We start from the raw sequence: 23,272 nt of genomic DNA, 5'->3' as shown, positions 1-23,272 counted from the left end.
ACATCTAACTTGCTACTGTTTTGATATTGTTTCTTAATGGCGATCACTGAGATGATTGAATTTCGTAGTAAGACGTATTACCAAGTGAGTGCTGCTCTGGCATTTGGGTCATTTATTATCTTTTGTAATCTGTATTTATTTCAGCCGATGTTACCGGTGTTGGCTGAACACTTTACTGTCTCGGCAACTCAAATTAATTGGTTACTTGCTGCGGGGACATTGATGTTAGCTCTTAGTTTGTTGCCGTGGGCGATAGCGTCTGATTTTATTGGTAGACGTAAGGCTATACTGATTAGTTTATTCTTACTTCCTGTTATAGGGTTAACGTCGTTATTAACTGAGAGTCTTGTCGTTCTTATTTTAAGTCGTGCTGTTATGGGAATGGCATTAGCTGGTTTTGCTGCTGTTGCTGTGGCTTATATGGCGGATACCTTTACTACAAAAGCCTTTAGTTATGCCATTGGGGCTTATATTAGCGCGAATTCATTAGGGGGCATTTCTGGACGATTATTCGGAGGGGTTATCACGGATCATTTTAGCTGGCAGACCGCGGTGATTCTAATGGCTATGATAAGTTTGATTGGAGCAATCGTTGTGGCTTTAGCTTTGCCTAAAGAAGAGACACCGCAAGCAGAGAGAGTTTCATTATCTGATTATCATCGTGTTCTTATTCAGCATTTAAGAAATAAACGAATTTTTTTAGCTATGCTCATTGGCGGTGTTAATTTTGCTTTATTCGTTAACCTATATTCGGTAACAGGCTTTCGTTTGATTGCAGCACCTTATTCGCTGCCTTTAAGCGTGACGTCGATGATTTTTCTTTGTTACTTATCTGGTACTGTCAGCTCTCGTTTAGTTGGATTATGGTGTCAGCGATTCAATGCCGTTTCAGGTATGTTTATAGGAAGCTTACTTAGTTTAATAGGTATGTGTATCACCAGTAGTGAATCACTTATTGCGATTGTTTTAGGCTTAAATATATTAAGCTTTGGGGCTTTCTTTACCCACTCACTCGCTTATGGTTGGGTGAGCCAAAAAGCTGAAACGGCGAAATCAACAGCCACCGCATTATATTTAGTGCATTACTATGTCAGCGGCAGTTTAGGCGGTTTTTATTTAATGTACTGTTGGCAACATGGGGGATGGGAAAGCGTGATGCTAGGGGCTGGAGTGCTTTATATTGTTATCTTTGCACTATGCTGGCGCTTATACCATTACGCCCATACCAAGGTGGCATGGGCGTAAGAAGGTCTGTGTTACTTATAGTTCAAATACCTTAAATCCATTCTTTCCTGAGCGTTTAATGTCATACATTGCAGCATCAGCGTTATGCATTACATCATTGATGCAACCGCCATGTTCAGGGAAGAAAGCAATGCCAATACTGGTACTTAAATAATAAGGCATCTCTTCTAACATTAATGGCGCATGACTATTTTCAATAAATTTTTCTACTTGTGTGATCGTTGTTTGTTGCTCAACAAGATCATAAATAAGTACGGCAAACTCATCACCGCCAAGTCGAGCTACATAAGCGTTATCAGTGAATGCACTGTATAGGTTTTTTGCTACTGCTTTTAAAGCCAAATCACCAGCACTGTGACCGAAATTATCATTAAGATCTTTAAAACCATCTAGGTCGATAAAAATTAATGCTAATTTAGTATCGTCTTTTCGTGCGTTTTGCATTTTCCAGTGAAATAGCTTTTTAAAATAACCACGATTAATTAAACCAGTTAGACTATCATGATGTGCTAGTTTCTTGATTTTATTGTGGTTCATTCGTTTTTTCAGCTGTAGCTGTGCAATTAATAACGCCATGAGCAAAGAAAAAAGAAATAAACTAATTACAATAAGTAGCTCACTTTGAACAATTTTATCTAAGCTCCAAATAGGGGCTCTTGGTACAAAGGTAATTAAACGCCAACATGAATCTTGCTTAATGATTGAAACGTGTTTATTGGTTTCTATGTCTTTAGGGTATGAGAAGACAGAATCAAAAGTCAGTATGCCTGAGCCTATTAGATATTGGCCTTTTGAGCGATTTTTAAAACACTCATATGTTATGGGATAAATAGCAGAATACTTTTTATCTGCATTTTCACCAAACATAAATGCAAACTCTAGCTCTGGTCTTTTATCATAAATAAGAAAATAATCATCGCTATTAATAAGCATATGATGGTTTCGTTGCTCTAATGAGAAGATCTTTAAGCCATCAAGCAGATGCTTAGCTAAATAATTGAGTACAACTACGCCGCGTTTTGTCCCGTACTCATCAAATACAGGTGTCGCAAGACGGATCATTGGCTTATAAGGTAACTCAATCTTATCGTGTTCAATGTTTAAATCTAGAATAGAGATATAGATTTCATCGTCATGTAACTTCAAGCTGTCTTTAAAGTAGTATCTGTTACGTTTATTTTGTAAGTGATCTTTAGGTACAACCGTAGGAATGCCATCATTATAATTAATACGTATGATCTCATTGCCATCAAGATCAAGGTAACGTAGTTGGTCGTAAAGCCCTTTTCTAAGGCTCAAAGCAAGGGTATTTAACTCGGCAAGTTTAATGAGCTTTTTATCGTGTCTTTGGTAAGCCTTATTGATCTCAATGAAATCAGAAAGCAGCAAGAGATCTTTCCCTATGCTGTTAAGGGTCATTGCAATGTATTTTTTCTGAGCAGAAATTAGCGCACTTTGTTCTGTTTTTATTTGATTAATCTTTATTTCACTTTCTGAGTGCTTATAGAAATAAAAAATAGAAAATAAGAAAGAAAATAAACACAAAAATAAAACAATAAAGCGAGGCCAAAAATATAGATTATTGGACTTATTAAATGTAATCACTTTATTCACTTAACTTAAAATTAACATGGGCACCATTTACGTAATAAACTGTTGTGTGAGAATATTATTTGTTGGTGTTATAAGCGATGAACTTTATAGCATATGAATATTTCTATCAACGTTAAAAAATAATAATACAGAAGAAAAATTAACCTATCTTGTTTTGATGTTATTGGTTAGGGTCTTATGTAGTGTTATGTGGTTAATTGTTATTCATTGTAAGTATGTTTTAGGCAGGCAACAAGCAACAAACTAATCAGAGACCAGTAGGCGCTTGTTGATAAAATATAGGTTTACTTACTTTGGCATTGGGTAATTTATACTAACGTACTCTGGTTCTTCTATTCCTGCGTCTTGGTTTAATACGCGTGTTAGTACGAAATAGTAGTTAGCTAATACATTGGCAAAACGAGGTAGTGTTTCTGGTATCTTCTTTGTGGTTAACTTATCTATTTGAACCAAAGCGCGAACTACTTTTTTACTTAGGCTACGGCATTGGTGTAGTTGGATCACTGGCCCCGTTCCTCTTGGAAGGACAAAACGTTTTCCTTTATCTTCAACTTGTTCTTTAAACGCAAGCATTTCAGCAAGTAGTTCTTGTACATCTTCTTCAAAAATACCGCATTTTCCACGTATGGAACCATTTAGATGAAATATCTTTGGTTGCAAACGCTCTAGAGATTCTCTTACTTGTACATGAGTGATTTGGGAAAGAGCCAAACCAGTATAGGCACATAACTCATCGGTTAATATTTCAAAATCACACAATGGACTGTCTTCAAAAATGAAAGGGTATGAAAGCTCACCAACCACACCAGATGCTTTTAGTGCCATAATTAAATCACTTAGTTATCAATGAAAGAGTGAACATACTTTATCACGTCTACTCTAGGATTGATTATCCTTTTCTTGGCTTAGTAACTGTAAAATGTTGTCGTGATTTTTATTGGTCATTTCAAGAGATAGGGCTGAATTCTCGATGGCTTTTGCCATGGTTGAAATATTGGTAGTTGCTTGTAATAGGGTATTTTGTAACGGGCGAAGAATAAACCAATAGAAGCAGGCAATAATTGCGACTAAGGCAAGAACAACGATAGCAAGTAATAAAATGACTTTAAAAGTTAGATCATCAAAGAATTGGGTGCTGGTTGTTGAAAGGGTTTCTTTTGATTCTTTTAAAAAAGTGGGTAACGATTGAAGTGAATCAGATGAAACATCGACAAGGTTATTGATGTTTTCTATTGTTTTATGAATATTTTGTTGTTGCTCTGGAGTGAGGTTTCTATTTTGTGCGATGAGTTCAAGGGAGTTTGCCATTCTTTGCATTGCTTGGGCGCCTTGTTCTGCTGATTGTTCAATGCCTTTAATATCAACCATGGCGTTAATACTGATAAGAGGTGGGGTAATTTTTTCTTCGCTATTGGCAAAACTAACAGAAGTAAATAGAGTGAGTAGAAGCAGTAGCGTGTATTTCATTTTCAATCCTTTGCACAATATATCCTATGTAGGGGTAACTATAGAAAGAAATTACTTCTATTTCCATTGCTTAGCTCTAATAAAAAAGGGTTTGAAAGTATAAAGATAGAATATATAGCGGTAGCAAAGTACAATACGACCCATCTTCGGAATACGGTGAAAATCCGTAACGGACGCGCCACTGTGAAAGTCTCAATGGGATTTGAGTCAGATACGAAGTGCTTAATTTTATGTTCTATTACATTAGAACAATAATGTACGCGATTTACAGGAGTTTTCATGCGCTGGCCTGCGTTAAAATCATTTATTATTGCCTCTTCTTTTTTATTTTCTTTTTCATCGATGGCTGAGACTATTTATCCGTTAAGCGTGGTTGATGGCTTAGGAAATTCTGTCGTTATTGAGAAAGAGCCTAAGAAAATCTCATCTAAAACTCTATTTACTGATGCTGTGTTATTAGAATTGGTGGATGACAGTTCACTCTCCAGTTTGACTGATTTAGCCAACAACCCTAATTACTCAGCGGTAAAAGACATTCTTCCTAAATCAGTCCCGTTGTTAGCACTGAATGTTGAAATGATCATTGCTAATCGTCCTGATATTGTGTTTGCGGCTAACTGGAGTGATGCTTCAAAGTTATCGATTATTGAAAGTGCAGGTATTCCTGTTTATCGAATTCAAACACCTAAAACAATTGCAGAGATCGAAACTGAGATCTTACGTGTTGGCGAGATAGTTAACAAAAGTGAAGCGGCTAAAAAAGTCGTTGCCAAAATGAAAGCGCGATTAACTCAAGATGTGATTAAGCCAAAACAAAGATTAACAGCCTTAGACTACAACCCTTGGGGAACCTCTAGTGGGCAAGACTCAACATGGGATGAAGTATTAGAACAAGCGGATTTGGATAATGCGATTGAAGGGTTAGTCAGTGATAAGTACGGCCAAGTGCCTGTATCAAAAGAAATGGTCATTGTGCTTAACCCTGATGTGTTATTTATTCCTGCATGGGTTTATGGCGATAAGGATGGGGCTGAACAGTTTAAGCAAGAAGTAATGTCTGACCCATCACTACAATCTGTCACTGCCATTAAAGAAGGGCGTGTGTATCAAATGCCTCATGTATTAAGAAGCGTTTATAGTCAGTACATTATTGATGCTGTTCTTTTTGTTAATCATTCTGCGTATAAGAAACTCTAATGCCTTTTTATCGTTTAACATCATTTCAAATTATTACCTCAGTCAGTCTGTTTATTAGTCTGTTTTTGGCGTATCTCAGCCTTGGAGCAGTGCATATCCCTGTTCTCGATATATTGGCGATGTTTAAGAGTTACTTACTTAATGGTAGCGAATTCGCAGCAAAAGAATACCCATTAGCCTCTGCGATTGTAATGCACATTCGTTTACCAAGAGCGTGTGCCGCTATTCTGGCTGGTGGCGCATTGGCGTTGGCGGGAGCTTGTACTCAGGGCTTATTCAAAAATCCATTAGCCAGTCCAGATGTGCTAGGTGTGAGTTCTGGCAGTAGTTTTGGGGCAGTCATCGCAATTGTATCTGGCTTCTCGTTTATGAACCCGATGTGGTTACCTATTTTTACTACGGTGGGTGCACTAGCGGCATCAGCATTTATTTATGTGCTTGCATCTCGTCATTCATCCTCTCAAATATTGTTTTTAATCTTAACGGGGTTAGCACTCTCAAGTTTATTGGGTGGCGCTCGAATGGGGTTGTTATTAATGGCTCAGCAATACGAAGTCAGCCAATTTGTCTTTTGGGCAATGGGTGGATTAGATGGCCGTATGTGGCAACATTTATTATGGCCAACGCCTGTCATTATTGTCGTTTCAATTTTGCTCTTAAAAGAGAGTCGCGCCTTAAATTTATTAGCATTAGGTGAAGAAAGCGCGCACGGTATGGGGCTTAATGTAAAGCAGACCCGATTCAAACTATTGATGTTCGCTACTTTGTTAACGGCAATGTCGATAGCGATAGCCGGACCAATTGGTTTTATTGGTTTGATGGTGCCACATTTAGTGCGTTTATTGGTTGGGCCTGCGCATGAAAAGCTGTTGCCGTTCTCTGCCATTTTTGGTGTTATTTTCTTGCTCGTATGTGATTTGTTAGGCCGTTGGATTATTGCGCCAAATGAGTTGAAAGCGGGGATCATTACCTCGTTTATCGGTGGTTGTTACTTTATCGGTTTGATTATTCGATTCCAAAGAAAAGGGCGTTTAGCATGAGGAATTCAACAGCGGCACTACTAAACGTATCAAACCTAAGTTATCAAGTTGGTTCAAAAACGCTATTAAAAGACATTTCTTTTTCTGTGAATGCAGGGGAGTTAGTTGGGGTTATTGGCCCTAATGGCGCTGGTAAAAGTACCTTAATGAAGTGTATTAGTGGCTTTCAAGCATATTCACAGGGTGAGATATCGATCAAAGATGAATCGCTATCGAGCCTTTCTCATATTGAGCGTGCATTAAGCATGAGCTACTTACCCCAGTACAGTGAAGCAGCATTCCCATTTAGTGTGATGGAAACTATTGGTTTAGGGTTTCATGCCCGTCAGCAACAAGAAGTCATTTCAGCAGTCCTGATTAAAGATCAAAGCAAAGCGGCGTTAGACAGGGTGGGAATAGGGCATTTAAGTTCTAGAACCGTGACCGATTTATCTGGAGGCGAAAAGCAACTTGTACATTTTGCTCGAACCTTAGTCCAAGGTACCTCTTTAATGTTGCTTGATGAGCCAACCGCCAGTTTGGATATTGGCCATGAATCTCAGTTAATGAATGTGCTCCATAAAGAGTGTCAGAATGGAAAATCTGCCTTGGTTGCGATTCATAACTTAAATACTGCGGCAGAGTTTTGTGATCGGCTAATCTTGATTAACCAAGGTGAAGTGATGGCTGAAGGTAAGCCTAATGAGGTATTGAGTGAAGAGAATATCCGAGCTTTATACCAAGACTTAGTGATGGTGTCTCATCATGCAGTGACAGGGAATACGATAGTGTCACCGTATAAAAGATAGAACAGTAACCAAATTTACCCTATAAAAATCCAGAGCCTCGTTTGAGAGCTCTGGATTTTTTCTTGTGGTAGTTCTACGAAGAACCTTATTTTTAGATGTAAAACAATTGATCTATTTTATGAATGATTATACCAATAATATAATTCAGAATGGTCAGTTTTATTTTGTGTGATCTAGCTCATAAATATTATGTTGTAATATTTTATTGCGATTTATATGGATATGTAACTTAAATTTATGATGCTATAAATATTGCCACTTTAACTCTGGCAAATTTAATATGATCAAAAAAATAAATACCTTTTTTTTAATAGGCATGATTTTATCTATGATGATATCTAGCGTTTTTCTTTATTGGAAAATAAATGATATTAAAGATGAAAGAATAACAACAACTAATAATGATGTTGTGAATGTTATTTCTAAAACATTTAGAGGTAAGTTAGATTCACTTACAACATTAATGAAAAGCATTGCTATTACTGTTGATATTGAAAAAAATAGTGAGTTACTAGAAAAACTTAAACTTACGAATAAAGAAAATGATGCTGTTATTGGATTGTTTGTTGCTAATTTAAAAGGGGATGTTTTTAGTGATAATCTTAATGGTTGGGTTCCTGGGTTTAACGCAAGAGAAGTCGGGCGAGAGTGGTTTAATAGCGTAGCTATAGATGAAATGAGCTCAAATATTTCAGCCCCTTATATGTCAGAAGAGAATGGAGAAAGTGTCGTTACGGTATCTGTGCCTATTTATAAAAATAATGAAATTATCGGTATCCTTGGCGCTGATATTTCGTTGTCTTTATTGATGGTAGATTTAAATTTAGAATACGCAATTACTGATAATAAAGGCACAGTTATCGTTGCCGATAAAACAACGGAAGGGTGGTTGTATAAAAATATTTATAAGATAAGACCTGAGTTTGAAAATGTGACAAAATTACCCTACTTATATGACACTCCTGATAATGACATTTATACAGTATCAAAAACAGCGATTGGAAAAAATTATCAACTTTTTTCTTTTACTGGACAAAAAGAAAATTTAAAAAAACTAAATGACTTGATGGTTTTTATATTTGTTTTATTTATATTTATAGGGGCGTTCCTTTCCTTAATTGTATGTGTTGTGGTGAAAAGGGAATTGAAAATATTACCGATTATATCTGAAAATATAGTAAGCATGTCAAAAGGAGAATTCCATGTGCCTGATATTTCATCTTCTGGAAATGAACTAGATCTTATTATTAACTCTTTAAAAGAAATGAATACAACGATATTAAAAACAACTCGGCTCTCTTCTCATGTGGTTAGTGAGCTTATGAATAGCCAAGAAAGCATTAGTAAAGTCGTAGAAAATAGTGATGTAGGATTGCAAGAAAGTATGTTGCTTGTTGGTGATTCATTGCAAAACTCTAACGATCTTTCTGTAATCGCAAAGAGCGTTGCTGAACAAGCTGAATTAGCGAAAATATCGACGGATAAAGCACTTAATTCAATAGAAAATAGTCGTTTAACATTGAATAAATCTGAAGAAATATCTCAAAAAATAACTCATACAATGGAGTGTTCAGCTGAATTAACTAAAGATATGCGGAAGTACACAGAAGCGATAGATTCGGTAATTGAAGTGATTGAAACCATTTCAGAACAAACTAATTTATTAGCATTAAACGCCGCAATAGAAGCAGCAAGAGCTGGGGAGTTTGGTAGAGGTTTTTCTGTGGTGGCAGATGAAGTTCGAACCTTAGCCACTAAAACACAGAGCTCAACTGTTAATGTAAAAGAAATCATTTCTAAGTTAAAAGAGCAATCTATAAAAACCGATAACTTCATGATTGATAACGTATCGTTGATTGAAGAGTCGAAGAAAATAGTTTCGACCCTATCTGTTGTCTTTGATGGTCTTACTGACAACGTCAATGAAGTGTCTAGGATTAATAATGCAGTCAACTCTGATTCTAAAAATCAAGTATTGGTTGCTGAGAAAATTTCAGTTTCGTTAAATCACATGAATGATATGTCCAAACAAAATATTCAATACCTAAAAGAAACCGTTGTTGTTAATGATCAAATTTCAGTATTAACCGATAAATTGAAAGAGAATATTTCATTCTTTGATGGAGAGAATAAATAAAGTATTCGTTATCTGATATTTTCAGATGGATTAACATAAAAAATCCAGAGCCTCGTTTGAGTCGCTCTGGATTTTTTGTTTATTGGTTAGATGAAATTACTCACATGGTGGTGCCATGTGAATTAACGCCAATCCACCAAGTGATGTTTCACGGTATTTACGGTTCATGTCTTTACCTGTTTGATACATGGTATCGATCACTTTATCGAGTGAGATAAGACATTTGCTTGTACGCTTAAGAGCCATGCGAGAGGCGTTGATTGCTTTCATTGACCCCATTGCATTACGTTCGATACAAGGCACTTGAACAAGACCACCAATCGGGTCACAGGTCATGCCCAATGAGTGTTCCATGGCAATTTCCGCTGCCATACAAATTTGCTCATTACTGCCGCCGCGAAGTGCTGTTAGTCCTGCTGCTGCCATTGAGGATGAAACGCCGACTTCACCCTGACAACCCACCTCAGCACCAGAAATCGAGGCATTGGTTTTGTATAAAATACCAATGGCACCAGAGACAGCTAAGAAGTCTTTTAGTTGTTTCGTATCTAGTTCTTTAATGAATCTATGGTAATACATTAACACGCCAGGAATGACGCCAGCAGCACCATTGGTTGGTGATGTTACTACTTGGCCGCCTGCTGCGTTTTCTTCACTTACTGCAAAGGCAAATAAGTTAATCCAATCCATGATCTCCATTGGATCATTCTCAATAGAGGCGTTTGCTTCTAGCTTTTTCAATAAAGCAGGTGCACGACGAACGACATTTAGGCCGCCTTCAAGGATGCCTTCTGTTTGAAAACCACGGTCCATACAAAGAGACATTACCTTCCAAATTTGGTCGGCTTTTGCATCAATGGCTTCCATCGGTTGAAATGCAACTTCGTTACGTAGTACAAAAGCACCTAAGCTTAATCCTTGTTCTTCTGCTTTTTCTAGCATCTCATCAGCAGACTTAAATGGGAATTCAACCTCAACAGTAGTGGTGCTTTTTCCATTCGTTAATTCATCTGCGGTTGCAATAAAACCACCACCAACTGAGTAGTAGGTTTCGATTACTAATAGATCTCCTGTGTTATTAAACGCAGAAATCGTCATGCCATTTTCATGTAAAGGTAAGTTGGTTTTATGAAATAGCATATCCGTTTCATAATCAAAAATGATTTCATGATCGCCAGCAATGCGTAATATTTTATCTTCAATTGCTTTTTTCATGGCTAAGTTGGCGCTGGTAATCTTGATATTATCTGGACGATTTCCCAGTAACCCTAAAATGGTTGCACGGTCAGTGTGGTGGCCGATCCCCGTTAAAGAGAGTGAACCATATAAATCAACCTGAACACGAGAAACTTGCGCTAAATGTGGTTGAATAAGTTGGGTGAAGTTGTACCCAGCAATCATAGGACCATTTGTGTGTGAGCTTGATGGCCCAACGCCAATTTTGTAGATATCAAAGATAGACAGCATAAGACATTACCTATTTTAGAGTTGCAAAACCAAGAATATAAATGTGTGAGCGGCATTTACAGGCATTGCTATTATAATTATTAAGTTTAGTTGTTTTGTAGATTTGTGCTGATACCAATTGAATTTCGTTAGTTGGTATCAAAATTAAAAATCCCAAGTACACATAATGATAACTCGGGATTAATGAGGCGGAAAGTAACATGAATATGGAAGGACAAATACCCCAAAAAAGAAGGGGTAAAGGATTTATTGATTACTTAATCGCTAGGCCTTTGTTATTCAAGTACCCCTTGATATGAGGGCGTGACTCTTGTGACAACTTGCCTGTGATTTGCTCTGACCATGAACTTTGTTTTTGATTACTGCTACGGGTTGCATAGTATGTCGACATGATGTCGTCGTATTCATGGATTTTGCTTTTATCTAATGGTTGATATGTATTTTCATGAACAATGACATCAGGACTTAGACGTGGTTTCTTTTGTGGTGTTTGAGCAGGATGGCCTAAACACATACCAAAGAGAACGGCGGTGTAATCTGGCAACTCAAGTAAATTATCGACTTCTTGCGCGTGAGTTCGTAAACCGCCAATATATACGCCACCGAGGTTCATTGATTCTGCCGCTAATAAGCAATTTTGAGCCATGATCCCTGCATCAACAGCACCGATCAATGTTAGCTCTGTATATTCAGCTTTTATTTCTGGATTCATTTCATGGTGACGTTGAAAATCAATACAAAAAACCAAAAATTCCGCAGCGCCTTCTACATAAGGTTGACCGCCAGAAAGCTCAACTAACGCTTTACGCTTATCTATATCGGTAACACGAATAATTGAATTTACTTGAAGTGAGCTAGAAGAAGAGGCTGCAATACCAGCGCTGATGATGGTATCTAATTGCTCTTTAGAGATAGGTTCGTTAGTGAAAGAACGAATAGAGCGGTGGTTTAGAATCGTATCGATAACAGGGTTCATAACATAGTCCATTATTCGGTTTGTAGGAAAAGTAAATAGCTTACATGAGTGATTTATCAATATTTCTTAAATCAAGAATAATCACTCATGCTCACTATGTCTACATCCCGAAGAAAGTCCCTACTGCCAAGCCTAGGAAGATCACGGCAGTAACACGATGAATTAAGGTTAGCGGCAGTTTATCGGCAGAGAATTTACCAATCAATACGACTGGAACGTTTGCAAGTAACATACCTACCGTTGTTCCTAGAATAACCCAATGTAAAGCATCGGCATTTTGGGCACCTAAGATCGACGTGGCGATTTGAGTTTTATCACCAATCTCAGCAATGAAAAAGGCAATGAAGCTAGCAACAAAAGGGCCTCTGCTTGAGATGGTTTCATCGTCATCTAATTTGTCAGGAATCAAGACCCAACCAGCCATTGCTACAAAACTAACAATGAGAGCCCACTTTAAGGTTTCAGGGGTTAAGAAATCAGCGACAACCACGCCTAAATATGCAGCTAAAGCATGATTTAAAATAGTCGCAAAAAAGATCGCGGCAATAATAGGGATTGGTTTTCGGTATCTACTGGCAAGCAGCAAAGAGAGAAGTTGGGTTTTATCACCGATTTCAGCTAGTGCGACGGTGGTTATGGATATTGCTAATACACTCACGACATTACTCACTTGGGCGGGATTATAATTATAAGATCCATAGACAAACCTCACGCCCACCCAATGGTTCGTGATGTTAATCTAAGGTCTTGCCGAACAAGTTGCTCATACTTGTCTCGTATACCATGATGATTTTGCATCAATTATGTTGATATACGAACTTTCAGGTTTCTCTATATTTAGATAAAACAAGAAAGCGGGCTACTCCCCAAAGAGTAAGGCGGTGGATATTAAAGGATGTTATTTCTTATTTCAACTGCAAAGTGTTTTATAATGTTTCTAGGTTTAACTTTTTACTCGATGGGCAATAATGGATCTTATTCAACTCTCTCGCATTAGCTTCAAGCATCTTACTGCGTTGCATGTCATGCTCTCTACACACAGCGTAACGCAAAGTGCTGAGATATTATGCATGAGCCCATCAAGTGTGAGTAAAACCTTATCTCAATTACGACAATTATTGGATGATGAGCTGTTTTATCGTGACGGTACGAAATTAATTCCAACCTCTTATGCGTTAAAAATTGGGCCCGTATTGCATCAAATTTTAAATAATATGAATGGGTTACTGAATCAGTCTACGTTTAAACCTAAAGACTTCTCTGGTAAGTACTCACTCTCAATGCGAGAAAGTACTTTTGAGATATTTGCCCCAATCATTAGTGATATTCTTTCGACTCAAGCGCCTAGTTCTCATATCGACATCCACTCAAAAGAGCTGTTGGGGTTTGATGCCTTATTAAATGGCCAAGTTGATGTGATTTTACTGCCACATGATAGAAGTCAGCCGCCAACAACTGAAAAGCAGTTGGTTTGGGAAACGGTGATCGAAGATGAAATGATTTGTCTTATGAGTGCCGACCATCCCTTAGTTGATAAGGAGTTAACGGTTGAGGATTATCTAGCTTATAAACATATTGGTATTTTTGATAAGGAATTAAATGTCCCTTATTTTGAGCAGTGTCTAGCTCAGCAATACCAACCAAGGGACGTCGCTATTTCTGTGGCTGATTTTGGCAGTGCAGCAACCTTGTGTCATCACACTGAATTTTTATTTACGAGCTCTAAAAAATGGGCAGAAATGGCAAGTCAGGCGAAGGGGTTAGTGATAAAACCGATGCCATTTGATTATGGGCAGGTGGTGTATAGCATGGTTTATAATAAATTAAGTATCAATGATCAGGCTGTAAGCTGGCTGTGTGATCGCATTAAGGAAAAATAAGACATGCTGCTTAGATAATTAATGTTACTATTTTTGAAGAAATATCAGCATCACATTTAATTTGGATGCTTTATAACCAATTGTTTATCAAGGCAGTAAAATGGATTTACCACAAGAACAGATCACCGCAGAACACTCTTTAGAACGTATTTACCCAAAACAGCTGAACCAAGATGATAAAGGTCATCAAGATGTGTTGGAAATCCATTTAGAACGCTATCAATTTGCCTCTGAACAGTTACGTGGCAGTTCTATTTTAGATATTGCTTGTGGTTGTGGATATGGCACTGCATTAATGGCAGAAGCTCATCCTGATAAACAATTTGTTGGTGTTGATGTTGATCCAATAGCGGTTAACTATGCCAGAGAGCATTATCAAGCGGATAACTTACGTTACGAATGCGGTAATGGTATGGATTTTCAATTAGCTAACAAAGAGGGCGGCTTTCAGCACTTTGATACTATCATTAGCTTAGAAACTATAGAGCATGTGCCTGAGCCTCAAAAAATGGTAACGCACTTATTAACTCAGTTGAATGAACAAGGGGTTATGATCGCGTCGGTTCCGACCACGCCTACAGTTGATGGGAATCCTCACCATTTGCATGATTTTACAGTGGCCTCTTTTTATCGTCTGTTTTCAGCTTCAAATTATCAAGCGGGTGAAACGTTTGAGCAGATCCAATATTGGGAATTTAAAGGATTGTTTTCGAAAAAAGAATCTAAAGAAAACCGCTCGCAAGGTGTCGGTCGCAATATCGTTAAACACTATATTAAAAAACCGAGCGCACTGTTTTATAGAGTGCACTCGATCCTTACTAAAGGCTTAAATAATCGCTATTTGACTGCGGTATTTTCAAAATAACCAATAACCAATAACCAATAACCAATAACCAAAGCATTAAGTATAAATCGATGGGGTGATCACTGAACGCCCTAATCGAGTCACTAACTTGGCTTCAAACTCTTCCATCTGTGCTTTACTGCATTTATCCCACACTAACGCTTCACCAATCACGCCATGATGTTGGAATGCATTTAAACGGATAATAATATGTTCGGCTAATGTCTTTAAATACTCACTAATAGCATCGATCTCGCACAATAAATCGGTTTTGTTGGGAATATACAACAGTCGAACTTCGTGCAATTTTTCGTGCTTAGCTAATAGATTGATCGACTGTAATACGCGATGGTTTTCTCGACTGACTAACCATAGATGCGTGTCATTTTGCCATGCTTTTAAGTCAATCATAGTCCCATCTAAATAGGGTAGAACTTTATTCCAGCCTTGCTCAGACAGACTGCCATTGCTGTCTATGAAACAAGTAAGGTGGCCTAATGATTTTTCTGATTTGATGGCTTTAAAGTATTCAATAATGAAGGGTAATTGTAGGGTCGCTTCACCACCAGAAATTGTAACACCACTTAAAAATGGCGCGTGTTTTTTGGTGAATTTAATTAGCTTTCCTACCGTATACGTTGTTATCTTTGGGTTTGATTTACTTGGACAGACATCAATGCATTTATCACATTGAGTACACAGCGCTTCATTCCATATAACTTTCTTGTTTGGTGAATCATCAAAGGTTAATGCACCTGTTGGGCATGGCTCTACGCAATCACCACAATGATCACAGTGATTAATGGTGTGAGGGTTATGACAAGTTATACAATCGTAATTACAGCCTTGTAAGAAGATCACAAGGCGGTTTCCTGGGCCATCAACACAAGAAAAGGTCAGTATTTTACTGACCAATCCTGTTTTGTTGTAGTTGATGTTATCGCCAGACAAAAGATCAGCGTTAACCATAGTAATGATTTCTTATTCTGCGTACGCAGGTGTCATTTCTAGCGCTACAACACGAGGTGTACGGTTCAATACTTCCGTGTTTTTCGCCGCTTCTGCTCCTAAAAACGTAGTATTGGTTCGAGAGCCTTCAGCGTCGTACTTAGCGATATCAGACAGTTTTACCATGTAACCTGTAATACGAACTAAATCGTTAGAAGCAACATTGGCGGTAAACTCACGATAGCCTAATTGCAGTGCGCCTTTTGCTAAGTTAAACATCGCTTCAGGGTTTGATTTAACCGTTTCATCAATGGTTAAAATATCACTGACACCTGAGGTGTAATATTGGTGGTGCTCAGCAGTGGCTTGCACATAAGATACTGGATCAGGTTCTGTGCCATAAGGGATGCGAACACCTGGAGTAACATCAAGATCTAAGCTAATGCCACCTTGTGCATGAAGCAGTGCTTTTCCGTGATAGCCGTGTTTTACCTCGGTTGCATCAACGATCTCTGAGAGTTGTTTTGAAATAGCATGGCCTAATTGGTTTGCCATTTCATCATGACCGTATTTTGCTGCAATGCCTTCTTTTTCCATAAGAATATCGACGGCTTCAGCCATGCCGTAAATACCAAACATTGGTGCGAATCGGTCTTCACTAATTAATCCTTCTTTGGTTAAAAAACCTTCAAAGAAATTTGATTTTTCATGCAAGAACGCACTTCTTGTATTAATTAAGCCAAACATAACGTTGCAGTAATTAGGCAGTACGTTATCAACAAAGTCCGCTTTATTTTGGGCTTTTTTAGCTACTTCTTTTAAGTTCATGCGGACAAGAGTGTTAGAGCCACCAGCTAATGGTAGCGAGTTGTAGCAACTGACGATGCCAAAGCCGGTGTTATTGTACGCTTTTGCGTGTACTGGGTAATTTGCAATGTGAGGTTTACTGCACTCACAAATATTTGCAGCCGCTTGACGAAGCAGATCATCTGGTGTGATCTCAGCATCGTACATAAAGGTTAAGTTAGGAGCAATTTGCTTTAATTCAGCATCAACACGTAAAATAGTACGACAAATAATATTATCTGTTGGGCCAATGTTTACGTGCATGAAGGCATCAGGTAGTGTGCGATCAAGCATTATCCAAAAGCGTTTTATTTTTTGGTAAATTTCTTCATCACTAAGGGTACCAACAAAAGGCATAAGCACAGTATCAAGTTGGCCAAGATAAACAGGGATAGAAGTAACGGAAGGGACATGATGATAAATTATAGTGAGTAAATTTAATGCATCATCAAAATCTTCGGCCGCAGATAGCTCTAGGTATTTTGAACCTTGAGATAAAAACTTTGCGTAATCAGGTAATACATAACGAGGTTTAAAAGGGGCGTGGCCCTCAAACATATCACACAGAATGCCATCATCCAGTGCTTGTTGAGTATCAGAGTCAATCTCCATATAAGGCAAGCTAGCCTCAGCTTCTAATGCTAAATATTGTGATTTCTGTTTTGGAGAAAGGTTTGCATCGGTAATGATGCTATAGAAACGTTCTTGACTCATGATAAAACCCTTTTTATTAGTATGGGTTTATTCTAATGGAATAGTATAATTTCTTTTAGTGAAAGTATGCGAAGTACTTATTTCTATTTTGGAAATATAATAATTAGTAGTCGATATGTTCACATAAATCGCGCTGGTGTCTCACCTGTGTGTTGTTTGAAAAAGTGAATAAATGCGCTATCACTAGAGAACTCTAATGAATGAGCAACTTCTGAGACGCTTTTATTTTCAGCAAGATGTTCAATAGCGGTAAGTAAGCGCCATTGTTGTCGCCACGCTTGATAAGGCATCCCTGTTTCTTTTATGAATAAACGTGAGATGGTTTTGCTACTGGCCCCAATTTGAATCGACATTTCATTTAATGGCTGTGGAAGGATCGCCTTTGTGGTTATTTTATTTAACCATGCAGTGAGTCGTTTGTCCGTAGGTAAAGGAAGGGTGAGATCGTATCTTTCAGCATGAAGTAATTCCTCACAACATAAAGCCAGAGTATTGGTTTGTTCATTGCTTGGTTTATCCCACTCCCAAAAGGCCATTCGTTCAATAAGTTCTTTCAATAAGGGGGTAACGTTAAAGATGGCGAGTTCGCTAGGTAAGTTATCAATAGCTGAGGGATCAAAATAGAGCGATCGATAAGCGACAACATTTCTCATGACAGCGCAGTGTTTCACGCCTGCTGGGATCCATGCGGCTTTGGTTGGTGGAAGTACACAGTGTGAGCCATCCAGAGTAATAGTCATGCATCCGTGCGGAGCAAATAGCAGTTGAGCTCGATTATGCTTATGCATGCCTGAATCATGTTTACCTACTTCTGCCGCAATCCCCACAAAAGGATAGAGGGTGTTATCGACATTAAATGGTGTTTTTCCATCGATTAACATAGCTTGTCCTTATTTTGATGTTTATTGTTCTACTGTTGATATTTGACCATGGCGCAAATCTTTATACTTCTTTTATTCCAATTTTAGAAGAAAAGAATATGAATAAAAAACCTCACATGGGATTACTCATCATGCTATTGATGTTCCCTCAAGTTGTTGAAACCATTTATAGCCCTGTATTACCTCACCTCGTCGATTATTTTGGCATATCAATGGCAAGCGCCAGTCAAACCTTATCTATCTATTTTATGGCCTTTGCTGTGGGTGTTGTTTTCTGGGGGCGCATCGCTGATGTAATTGGACGCCGAAAAGCGATGCTATGTGGTTTGCTGATTTATGCTATTGGTTGCCTGTTGGCCATTATTGCCGTTGATTTTAATATGGTGTTAATGGCACGTATTATTTCCGCTTTTGGTGCCGCAGTTGGTTCTGTTATCGGTCAGACAATATTACGTGATAGCTATGAGGGTAAAGAGTTAGGCAAAGTATTTTCAGTAGCGGTTATTGCGGTATCTATTAGCCCTGTTGTGGGTTTAATGCTGGGGGGATTTATTGCTGAGTATTTCGGGCATTTGATTGTATTTAGCTTGTTATTTGTTATGGCTATTATGCTTTTAGTTGTGTCTACAGTGTCATTGCAAGAAACAAAACCTAGTCATCTTCAAACGATTAGTTTTATGAGTGTCTTTAAGGCAATGCTTAAAGATGGTGCTATTTGGAAGAGTGCGATTTTGGTTGCTTGCTTTAATATCATGATGTTTAGCTATTACTCTTTAGCGCCATTTATGTTTAGTCAGCTTGGATTAAGTTCGATGGAATTTGGTTACAGTGGTGTGGTCCTAGCTGTGGCTTCTATTTTTGGTAGTACATTAAATAAACGACTGTTAGAAAAAGAGTGGAGCTCGCAACGGTTAATTCAGGTGGCTGTTGTATTTAGCCTGATAGGCTCGGTTCAGGTGTATTTGTATCAAGAGAGTCTTTGGTTTTTGCTCGGAATGGCAAGTGTGGTTGCTGGGTTTGGTATGGCTATTCCTAATATATTTAGCACGGCACTCGTTAATTATAAACACCAAGTAGGAACTGCTGGAGCGATTTTAGGCTTGTTTTATTATTGCTTAATTGGCAGTGGATTGGGTCTTGCTGGTGTCGTCGGGGATTTAGGGTTAGTGCTAATAGCAATGTCTTTATTGGCTGGAACCATCTTGTTATCCAGAGAATAAAGAGGGTATGAATAAAAAGAGAGGCGCTAATAGCCTCTCTTTATGATTGATTTGATTATTTTGCCAGTTCGTAGTTTGCTTTCATTTCTTCTGGTGCAATACCGTATTCGTAATCAGCAAGATAACCGTCTTTGTAGACTGTCATCCCTTTATCATCCCAACTCACTTGAATGATCGCAGTTTTACCATCTTCACTGCCCATCAGTGTTAGCATTTCATCATCAATCTTCACGGCTTTGATGGTTTTAATACGCTTAAATGATGCAAATTCTGTTGAGGTCGGAAGAATACCATACGTGCCTTTCCATACGTCTTGAGGTACTAACCATTCGTTATAGACATCATCAACAACTGCGGCTGGCATTCTAGCGACAACAACCTCTTTGATCATCGTATTGCTTGTTTCTAGATGGTAACCACCTTTGCCATTAGATACATAAGTAGGAAATTCTTTACCTATTTCAGAGGCTTTTGGTAATCGACCTAGCGTTGGTGAGCTCTTTACAAACAGTTGAGCAGATTCAAACTTTGTCATGATCTCTGGGATTTTTTGAAACTCGACAGGTGCTGAAAAGACTGAAAAAGAAGCGAACAAAGATGAAATAAGAAGGGTGTTTACGTATTTTTTCATTATAAACTCAATTGTCAATAAAGGTTGATTTCGCGACAATATAACGTATTTGGTTTTCATAAACAGGGACTGTGCTAACAATACCGCAATAAAAAGCCCTTATTACTAAAAGTGAATAAGGGCTTTATTTTAAGCCAATAGACGCTGCTATTTATTATTAAACTTATTAATAAATTTGGGTATTGTGGTTTTCCACATTTATACATAATAATTATTAATTAAGATTAGCTGCTAATCAGGGAGTACCAGCTAATCAATATGGATAATCAGCAGTTATTTATCCTATCTGGATTTTTGCAGGCAGCGCTTGTCTTGCCGCCGCACCTACTACCCAATCCAGTAATACGCCTTTACCTTCACGAGTTGGGTCAATCAATCCAATGTCATTAATATTCACGCCATCGTTTGATTTCATTTTAACGGGTTGCTGAATATCGCCAATCCAGTGGGCACGTTCACCAAGCTCTTTATGACCAAAACCGTGTTCAAAACCAAGCGTACCGATTTGGATACCATCTACCAGCATAGCTAACGCTTTGGTTGAGCTACTTGGTGTGGTGATAGTAAATACATCGCCTGTTGTTATTCCCATTTTTTGGGCATCTGTTGGATGAATATAAACAGGGTTTACGCCTTTAATTGAATTCAAACGAGGTGATAAATTAGACACCGCACTATGAATGTTTGATTTAAAGTTGGTTAGTGTAAATGGCCACTCTGCCTTTGGGTATTTATCCGCTAGTGGCGTACCATCGGCGAGCTTTTGTGGATACCAAGTTGGACAGCCAATGTATTGCTCTCCTGTCATGGTATTGCGAGACGTTCCCACTTTTTCATTCCAAATGGAGAGCGGTTTTTTCCATTTATGCTTCATCTCATCGTTTTTGTAGGCTTCTGTTGCATCTTCAAATCGGCCGCCACGAGCAAAAATATAAGCGACTTTACCAAACTCTTCTTGCGTTAATACTCGCTGCATTTCAGGGACTAGACGCTCTAATCCTGAAAGAACAATGTCTTCAGCCGTGGCTGTTGGTGCGCCATTCGCCGCATACGCTAAGTTTGCGGCTGAGCGTAAATAGAAGTCTTCAGCTGAGTGAATTGCATGCCAATTTCCTTGAGTATCAGGCATTGCATTGTCACCAAAACCGCCAAGGTCCATTGATTTTGCAATATCAATAAAGAAATTTTCTAGATTGATAGAGCGACCGTCGGCTGTTTTTTCTGTTAATGGTTCAACAATCGGCCAACGTGCTGTCACCGCTTTGGTTGGTACGCCATGCCACGGTGTTGCCATTCCCCAGCTTTCATAAGTCACAGTATCTGGTACTAAATAATCAGACAGAGCGGTGGTTTCGTTAATAAAGGCATCAACAGAGACGATTAATCCGAGTTGTTTAGGATCTTTCAGTTTCTCACCCAATAAATTGTCGAGTCCTGGAACCCCATAAAGAGGGTTCGCCATGTGGTTAATCCATGCTTTTGCTCGGTACGGATAACCATCAATCGCTGCCGATAAATGTTCGGTTAATAATGGTGCTGATATAGGGTACCAAGGTGAGCGTGTTGGATATGGCGATTGTCCAGCCGCTATTTTACGCTTGTATTCGCTTGTTTTTTCATAAGGGAATTTGCTACGAGATAAAAATACGCCTTTTGGTTTTACTTTGCCTTTGAATTTAGCAAAATTATAACGAGGACCCGCTGCAGAGGTTGGATACCCGCCCGCTTTTGCCATCGTTCCACCTTTTAGGTTGATATTACCGATAAGGGCGTTAAGCATTAAAATAGAGAATGAATTATAGAAACCATTACTGTGCATGTTACCACCATGGGTATCTACCACCGCTTTGGTACCATGACTGGTAAATTTAGTCGCGAGAGCAATAATATCCTTTTGTGAAATACCACACTGTTCACTGTAGAAAGCCAAGTCATATTTAAAGGCTTCTTCTTTTAGACGTTGCAGAGAAGATTTGACAGTTATCGTGCCATTAATTGTCTCTAATCGTTGACTAACAAATAAGGTCGCAGGTTTATTTTGCGTATTAACTGACGGTTCATTACTTTGTGCATCAATAATGACATAAGGATCACTGTCTGACAGTGCTTTACCTTCAAAAGGGAGGCCCATTTCAGATGCGCGTAAGAATGCGCCGTTTCTAGGATGGTTTTCATCACTAATAACAAGGTGAGTAGCATTACACCAATGGGCAGTGCCGGCATGTTTCATTGCAGCCGCACTTGGTTGCGCTAAGAAGGTTTTATTATAACGCTCATTAGTGATGATCCATTGGATCATACCAAGCACTAAAGCAGAATCCGTCCCTGAGTTAATTGGCATCCAACGGTTATTATCACCTGCGGCTAGGCTTGATGAACCAGCAGGCAAACTTGGTGTGATAATGGTGTACTCAAAATTTCCACGAGTACGAGCGGCTGCTAATTGGCGAGCTTGGCGTTTAAATGGATTACCGGCTTGAGCAGGAGACATGCCAATAAATATCGCAAATTCAGTGTGTTCTAAATCTGGTTTAACATGAGCGAATTTATTGAGATCACTCATTAAGGCTCCTGATCCTGCGCGGAACGCATAACCACAATATGAGCCATGATGACCAAAGTTACGTGTGCCATAGCTGTTAAAAGCGAAGCGTTTTAGAATATCATCACGACCTTCGTTACCTGCATTGGTGACTAATAGTTGGTTCGATTTTGGCCCATATTCAGGGTTGTTTGGATCTAATGGCGTTTTAATATCACGGATCTCACGTAAGCCTTCAACATGACCTTCACCAAACAGATCGCCGCCTTCAACCACTTCTTTTAGGAGTTGCTCGTAGCTGATAGGAACCCATTTTCCTTCGCCACGTTTACCCACACGTTTTAATGGCTGAGTAATACGATACGGGCTATTACGGATCTCCATCATGCCGTTACCGCGAGCACAAGCGGTTGAACGTCCGGCTAATCCTGCTTCACCTGCCATGCCAATATAAGCGTCTTTTACTGACGTATTGAATGGGATTTGTTGTTCATGAGACAAAGGGTGATAAGGATTACCAGAGATACGTAAAATGTTATCGCTTTCGTTATCAATACGTACACGTAAGCCACACAGTGTCCAACAACCAAAACACATAGAGGGTGCTACGCGTTGTTTTGGATTTGCAATCAATTTGCCATTTTCTGTCACCGTGTATTCTGGCTCTAGTGAATTACCATGATGAATATGATTAGTTTTTTTACCTGCGGTTCCATCAATGACACCGTGCGCCATGTGTGTGCCTGTGGTTGCATATCCTGCTGCAAAAGCACCTACACCACCAACAGCAAGGCCTGATTTTAAAAACTGACGACGTTTGTTATCCATAATTAAA

19 protein-coding genes and 2 riboswitches are annotated in these 23,272 nt (G+C 38.7%); of the genes, 8 read left to right on the top strand and 11 right to left on the bottom strand.

What is annotated here, in order from left to right; genetic code table 11:
• Nucleotides 1-51 precede the first annotated feature (51 nt).
• Entirely contained in the window at nt 52-1,245 is a 1,194-nt protein-coding gene (locus AC2INI_RS14615; protein ID WP_486306223.1) for an MFS transporter, read from the top strand.
• Nucleotides 1,246-1,260: 15 nt separating this feature from the next.
• On the opposite strand, the gene AC2INI_RS14610 is transcribed toward AC2INI_RS14615, so the two are convergent.
• The 3 genes from AC2INI_RS14610 to AC2INI_RS14600 form a co-directional block, all read right to left on the bottom strand.
• Nucleotides 1,261-2,850, bottom strand: a complete 1,590-nt coding sequence (locus tag AC2INI_RS14610) for a sensor domain-containing diguanylate cyclase (RefSeq protein ID WP_122032163.1) — start codon at nt 2,848-2,850, stop codon at nt 1,261-1,263.
• A 297-nt stretch (nt 2,851-3,147) separates the two neighbouring features.
• Nucleotides 3,148-3,684 carry a cobalamin adenosyltransferase gene (locus tag AC2INI_RS14605; RefSeq protein ID WP_486306222.1) on the bottom strand — a complete coding sequence of 179 codons (537 nt, stop codon included), beginning with the start codon at nt 3,682-3,684 and terminating at the stop codon, nt 3,148-3,150.
• 54 nt (nt 3,685-3,738) lie between these two features.
• Nucleotides 3,739-4,326 carry a hypothetical protein gene (locus AC2INI_RS14600; protein ID WP_486306221.1) on the bottom strand — a complete coding sequence of 196 codons (588 nt, stop codon included), beginning with the start codon at nt 4,324-4,326 and terminating at the stop codon, nt 3,739-3,741.
• Between the two features lie 148 nt (nt 4,327-4,474).
• Nucleotides 4,475-4,541: riboswitch (cobalamin riboswitch) on the top strand.
• Nucleotides 4,542-4,605: 64 nt separating this feature from the next.
• Between AC2INI_RS14600 and AC2INI_RS14595 the strand changes: the two genes are divergently transcribed.
• From AC2INI_RS14595 to AC2INI_RS14580, 4 genes are all read left to right on the top strand, one after another.
• Entirely contained in the window at nt 4,606-5,523 is a 918-nt protein-coding gene (locus tag AC2INI_RS14595) for an ABC transporter substrate-binding protein (protein ID WP_486306220.1), read from the top strand.
• Nucleotides 5,523-6,563 carry a FecCD family ABC transporter permease gene (locus AC2INI_RS14590; protein WP_486306219.1) on the top strand — a complete coding sequence of 347 codons (1,041 nt, stop codon included), beginning with the start codon at nt 5,523-5,525 and terminating at the stop codon, nt 6,561-6,563. Before AC2INI_RS14595 ends, AC2INI_RS14590 begins: the two co-directional genes overlap by 1 nt.
• On the top strand, nt 6,560-7,351 hold the full coding sequence (locus AC2INI_RS14585) for an ABC transporter ATP-binding protein (protein WP_486306218.1): 792 nt from the start codon (nt 6,560-6,562) through the stop codon (nt 7,349-7,351). Before AC2INI_RS14590 ends, AC2INI_RS14585 begins: the two co-directional genes overlap by 4 nt.
• A gap of 280 nt (nt 7,352-7,631) precedes the next feature.
• Nucleotides 7,632-9,488 carry a methyl-accepting chemotaxis protein gene (locus AC2INI_RS14580; protein WP_486306217.1) on the top strand — a complete coding sequence of 619 codons (1,857 nt, stop codon included), beginning with the start codon at nt 7,632-7,634 and terminating at the stop codon, nt 9,486-9,488.
• Nucleotides 9,489-9,584: 96 nt separating this feature from the next.
• Here AC2INI_RS14580 and AC2INI_RS14575 read toward each other — a convergent pair whose 3' ends face one another.
• The 3 genes from AC2INI_RS14575 to AC2INI_RS14565 form a co-directional block, all read right to left on the bottom strand.
• Nucleotides 9,585-10,955: an L-serine ammonia-lyase gene (locus AC2INI_RS14575; protein WP_486306216.1), complete on the bottom strand. Its 1,371-nt coding sequence runs from the start codon at nt 10,953-10,955 to the stop codon at nt 9,585-9,587.
• 253 nt (nt 10,956-11,208) lie between these two features.
• The gene (nfsA, locus tag AC2INI_RS14570) at nt 11,209-11,931 is read right to left on the bottom strand and encodes an oxygen-insensitive NADPH nitroreductase (protein ID WP_486306215.1); all 723 of its coding nucleotides are present in this window, start codon (nt 11,929-11,931) and stop codon (nt 11,209-11,211) included.
• 100 nt (nt 11,932-12,031) lie between these two features.
• On the bottom strand, nt 12,032-12,589 hold the full coding sequence (locus AC2INI_RS14565; protein ID WP_486306214.1) for a TMEM165/GDT1 family protein: 558 nt from the start codon (nt 12,587-12,589) through the stop codon (nt 12,032-12,034).
• A 94-nt stretch (nt 12,590-12,683) separates the two neighbouring features.
• A riboswitch (yybP-ykoY riboswitch) is annotated at nt 12,684-12,816 on the bottom strand.
• An 83-nt stretch (nt 12,817-12,899) separates the two neighbouring features.
• On the opposite strand from AC2INI_RS14565, the gene AC2INI_RS14560 reads away from it, so the two are divergent.
• Both AC2INI_RS14560 and AC2INI_RS14555 read left to right on the top strand, forming a co-directional pair.
• A complete protein-coding gene (locus AC2INI_RS14560; protein ID WP_486306213.1) occupies nt 12,900-13,811 on the top strand; it encodes a LysR family transcriptional regulator in 912 nt (303 codons plus the stop codon).
• A 100-nt stretch (nt 13,812-13,911) separates the two neighbouring features.
• On the top strand, nt 13,912-14,676 hold the full coding sequence (locus AC2INI_RS14555) for a class I SAM-dependent methyltransferase (RefSeq protein WP_122032153.1): 765 nt from the start codon (nt 13,912-13,914) through the stop codon (nt 14,674-14,676).
• Between the two features lie 36 nt (nt 14,677-14,712).
• Here the strand turns inward: AC2INI_RS14555 and AC2INI_RS14550 are convergent, their stop codons facing one another.
• The 3 genes from AC2INI_RS14550 to AC2INI_RS14540 all read right to left on the bottom strand — a co-directional run bounded on the left by AC2INI_RS14550 (nt 14,713) and on the right by AC2INI_RS14540 (nt 18,044).
• Complete coding sequence (locus tag AC2INI_RS14550) at nt 14,713-15,624, bottom strand: YjjW family glycine radical enzyme activase (protein ID WP_486306212.1); 912 nt, start codon at nt 15,622-15,624, stop codon at nt 14,713-14,715.
• A 12-nt stretch (nt 15,625-15,636) separates the two neighbouring features.
• Nucleotides 15,637-17,163: a YjjI family glycine radical enzyme gene (locus tag AC2INI_RS14545; protein WP_486306211.1), complete on the bottom strand. Its 1,527-nt coding sequence runs from the start codon at nt 17,161-17,163 to the stop codon at nt 15,637-15,639.
• A gap of 119 nt (nt 17,164-17,282) precedes the next feature.
• Nucleotides 17,283-18,044 carry an AraC family transcriptional regulator gene (locus AC2INI_RS14540; RefSeq protein ID WP_486306210.1) on the bottom strand — a complete coding sequence of 254 codons (762 nt, stop codon included), beginning with the start codon at nt 18,042-18,044 and terminating at the stop codon, nt 17,283-17,285.
• A 98-nt stretch (nt 18,045-18,142) separates the two neighbouring features.
• Between AC2INI_RS14540 and AC2INI_RS14535 the strand changes: the two genes are divergently transcribed.
• Nucleotides 18,143-19,264, top strand: a complete 1,122-nt coding sequence (locus tag AC2INI_RS14535; protein WP_486306209.1) for a multidrug effflux MFS transporter — start codon at nt 18,143-18,145, stop codon at nt 19,262-19,264.
• Between the two features lie 55 nt (nt 19,265-19,319).
• Here the strand turns inward: AC2INI_RS14535 and AC2INI_RS14530 are convergent, their stop codons facing one another.
• Both AC2INI_RS14530 and AC2INI_RS14525 read right to left on the bottom strand, forming a co-directional pair.
• The gene (locus AC2INI_RS14530; protein WP_486306208.1) at nt 19,320-19,895 is read right to left on the bottom strand and encodes a hypothetical protein; all 576 of its coding nucleotides are present in this window, start codon (nt 19,893-19,895) and stop codon (nt 19,320-19,322) included.
• 277 nt (nt 19,896-20,172) lie between these two features.
• Nucleotides 20,173-23,265, bottom strand: coding sequence for a molybdopterin-dependent oxidoreductase (locus AC2INI_RS14525; RefSeq protein ID WP_486306207.1), 3,093 nt, complete (start codon nt 23,263-23,265; stop codon nt 20,173-20,175).
• Between the last annotated feature and the right edge of the window lie 7 nt (nt 23,266-23,272).

The sequence above is a fragment of the Aliivibrio friggae genome, from assembly GCF_057368515.1.
Note: the sequence above shows the minus strand (reverse complement) of the source record. Positions and strands in the feature narration are given on the sequence as shown.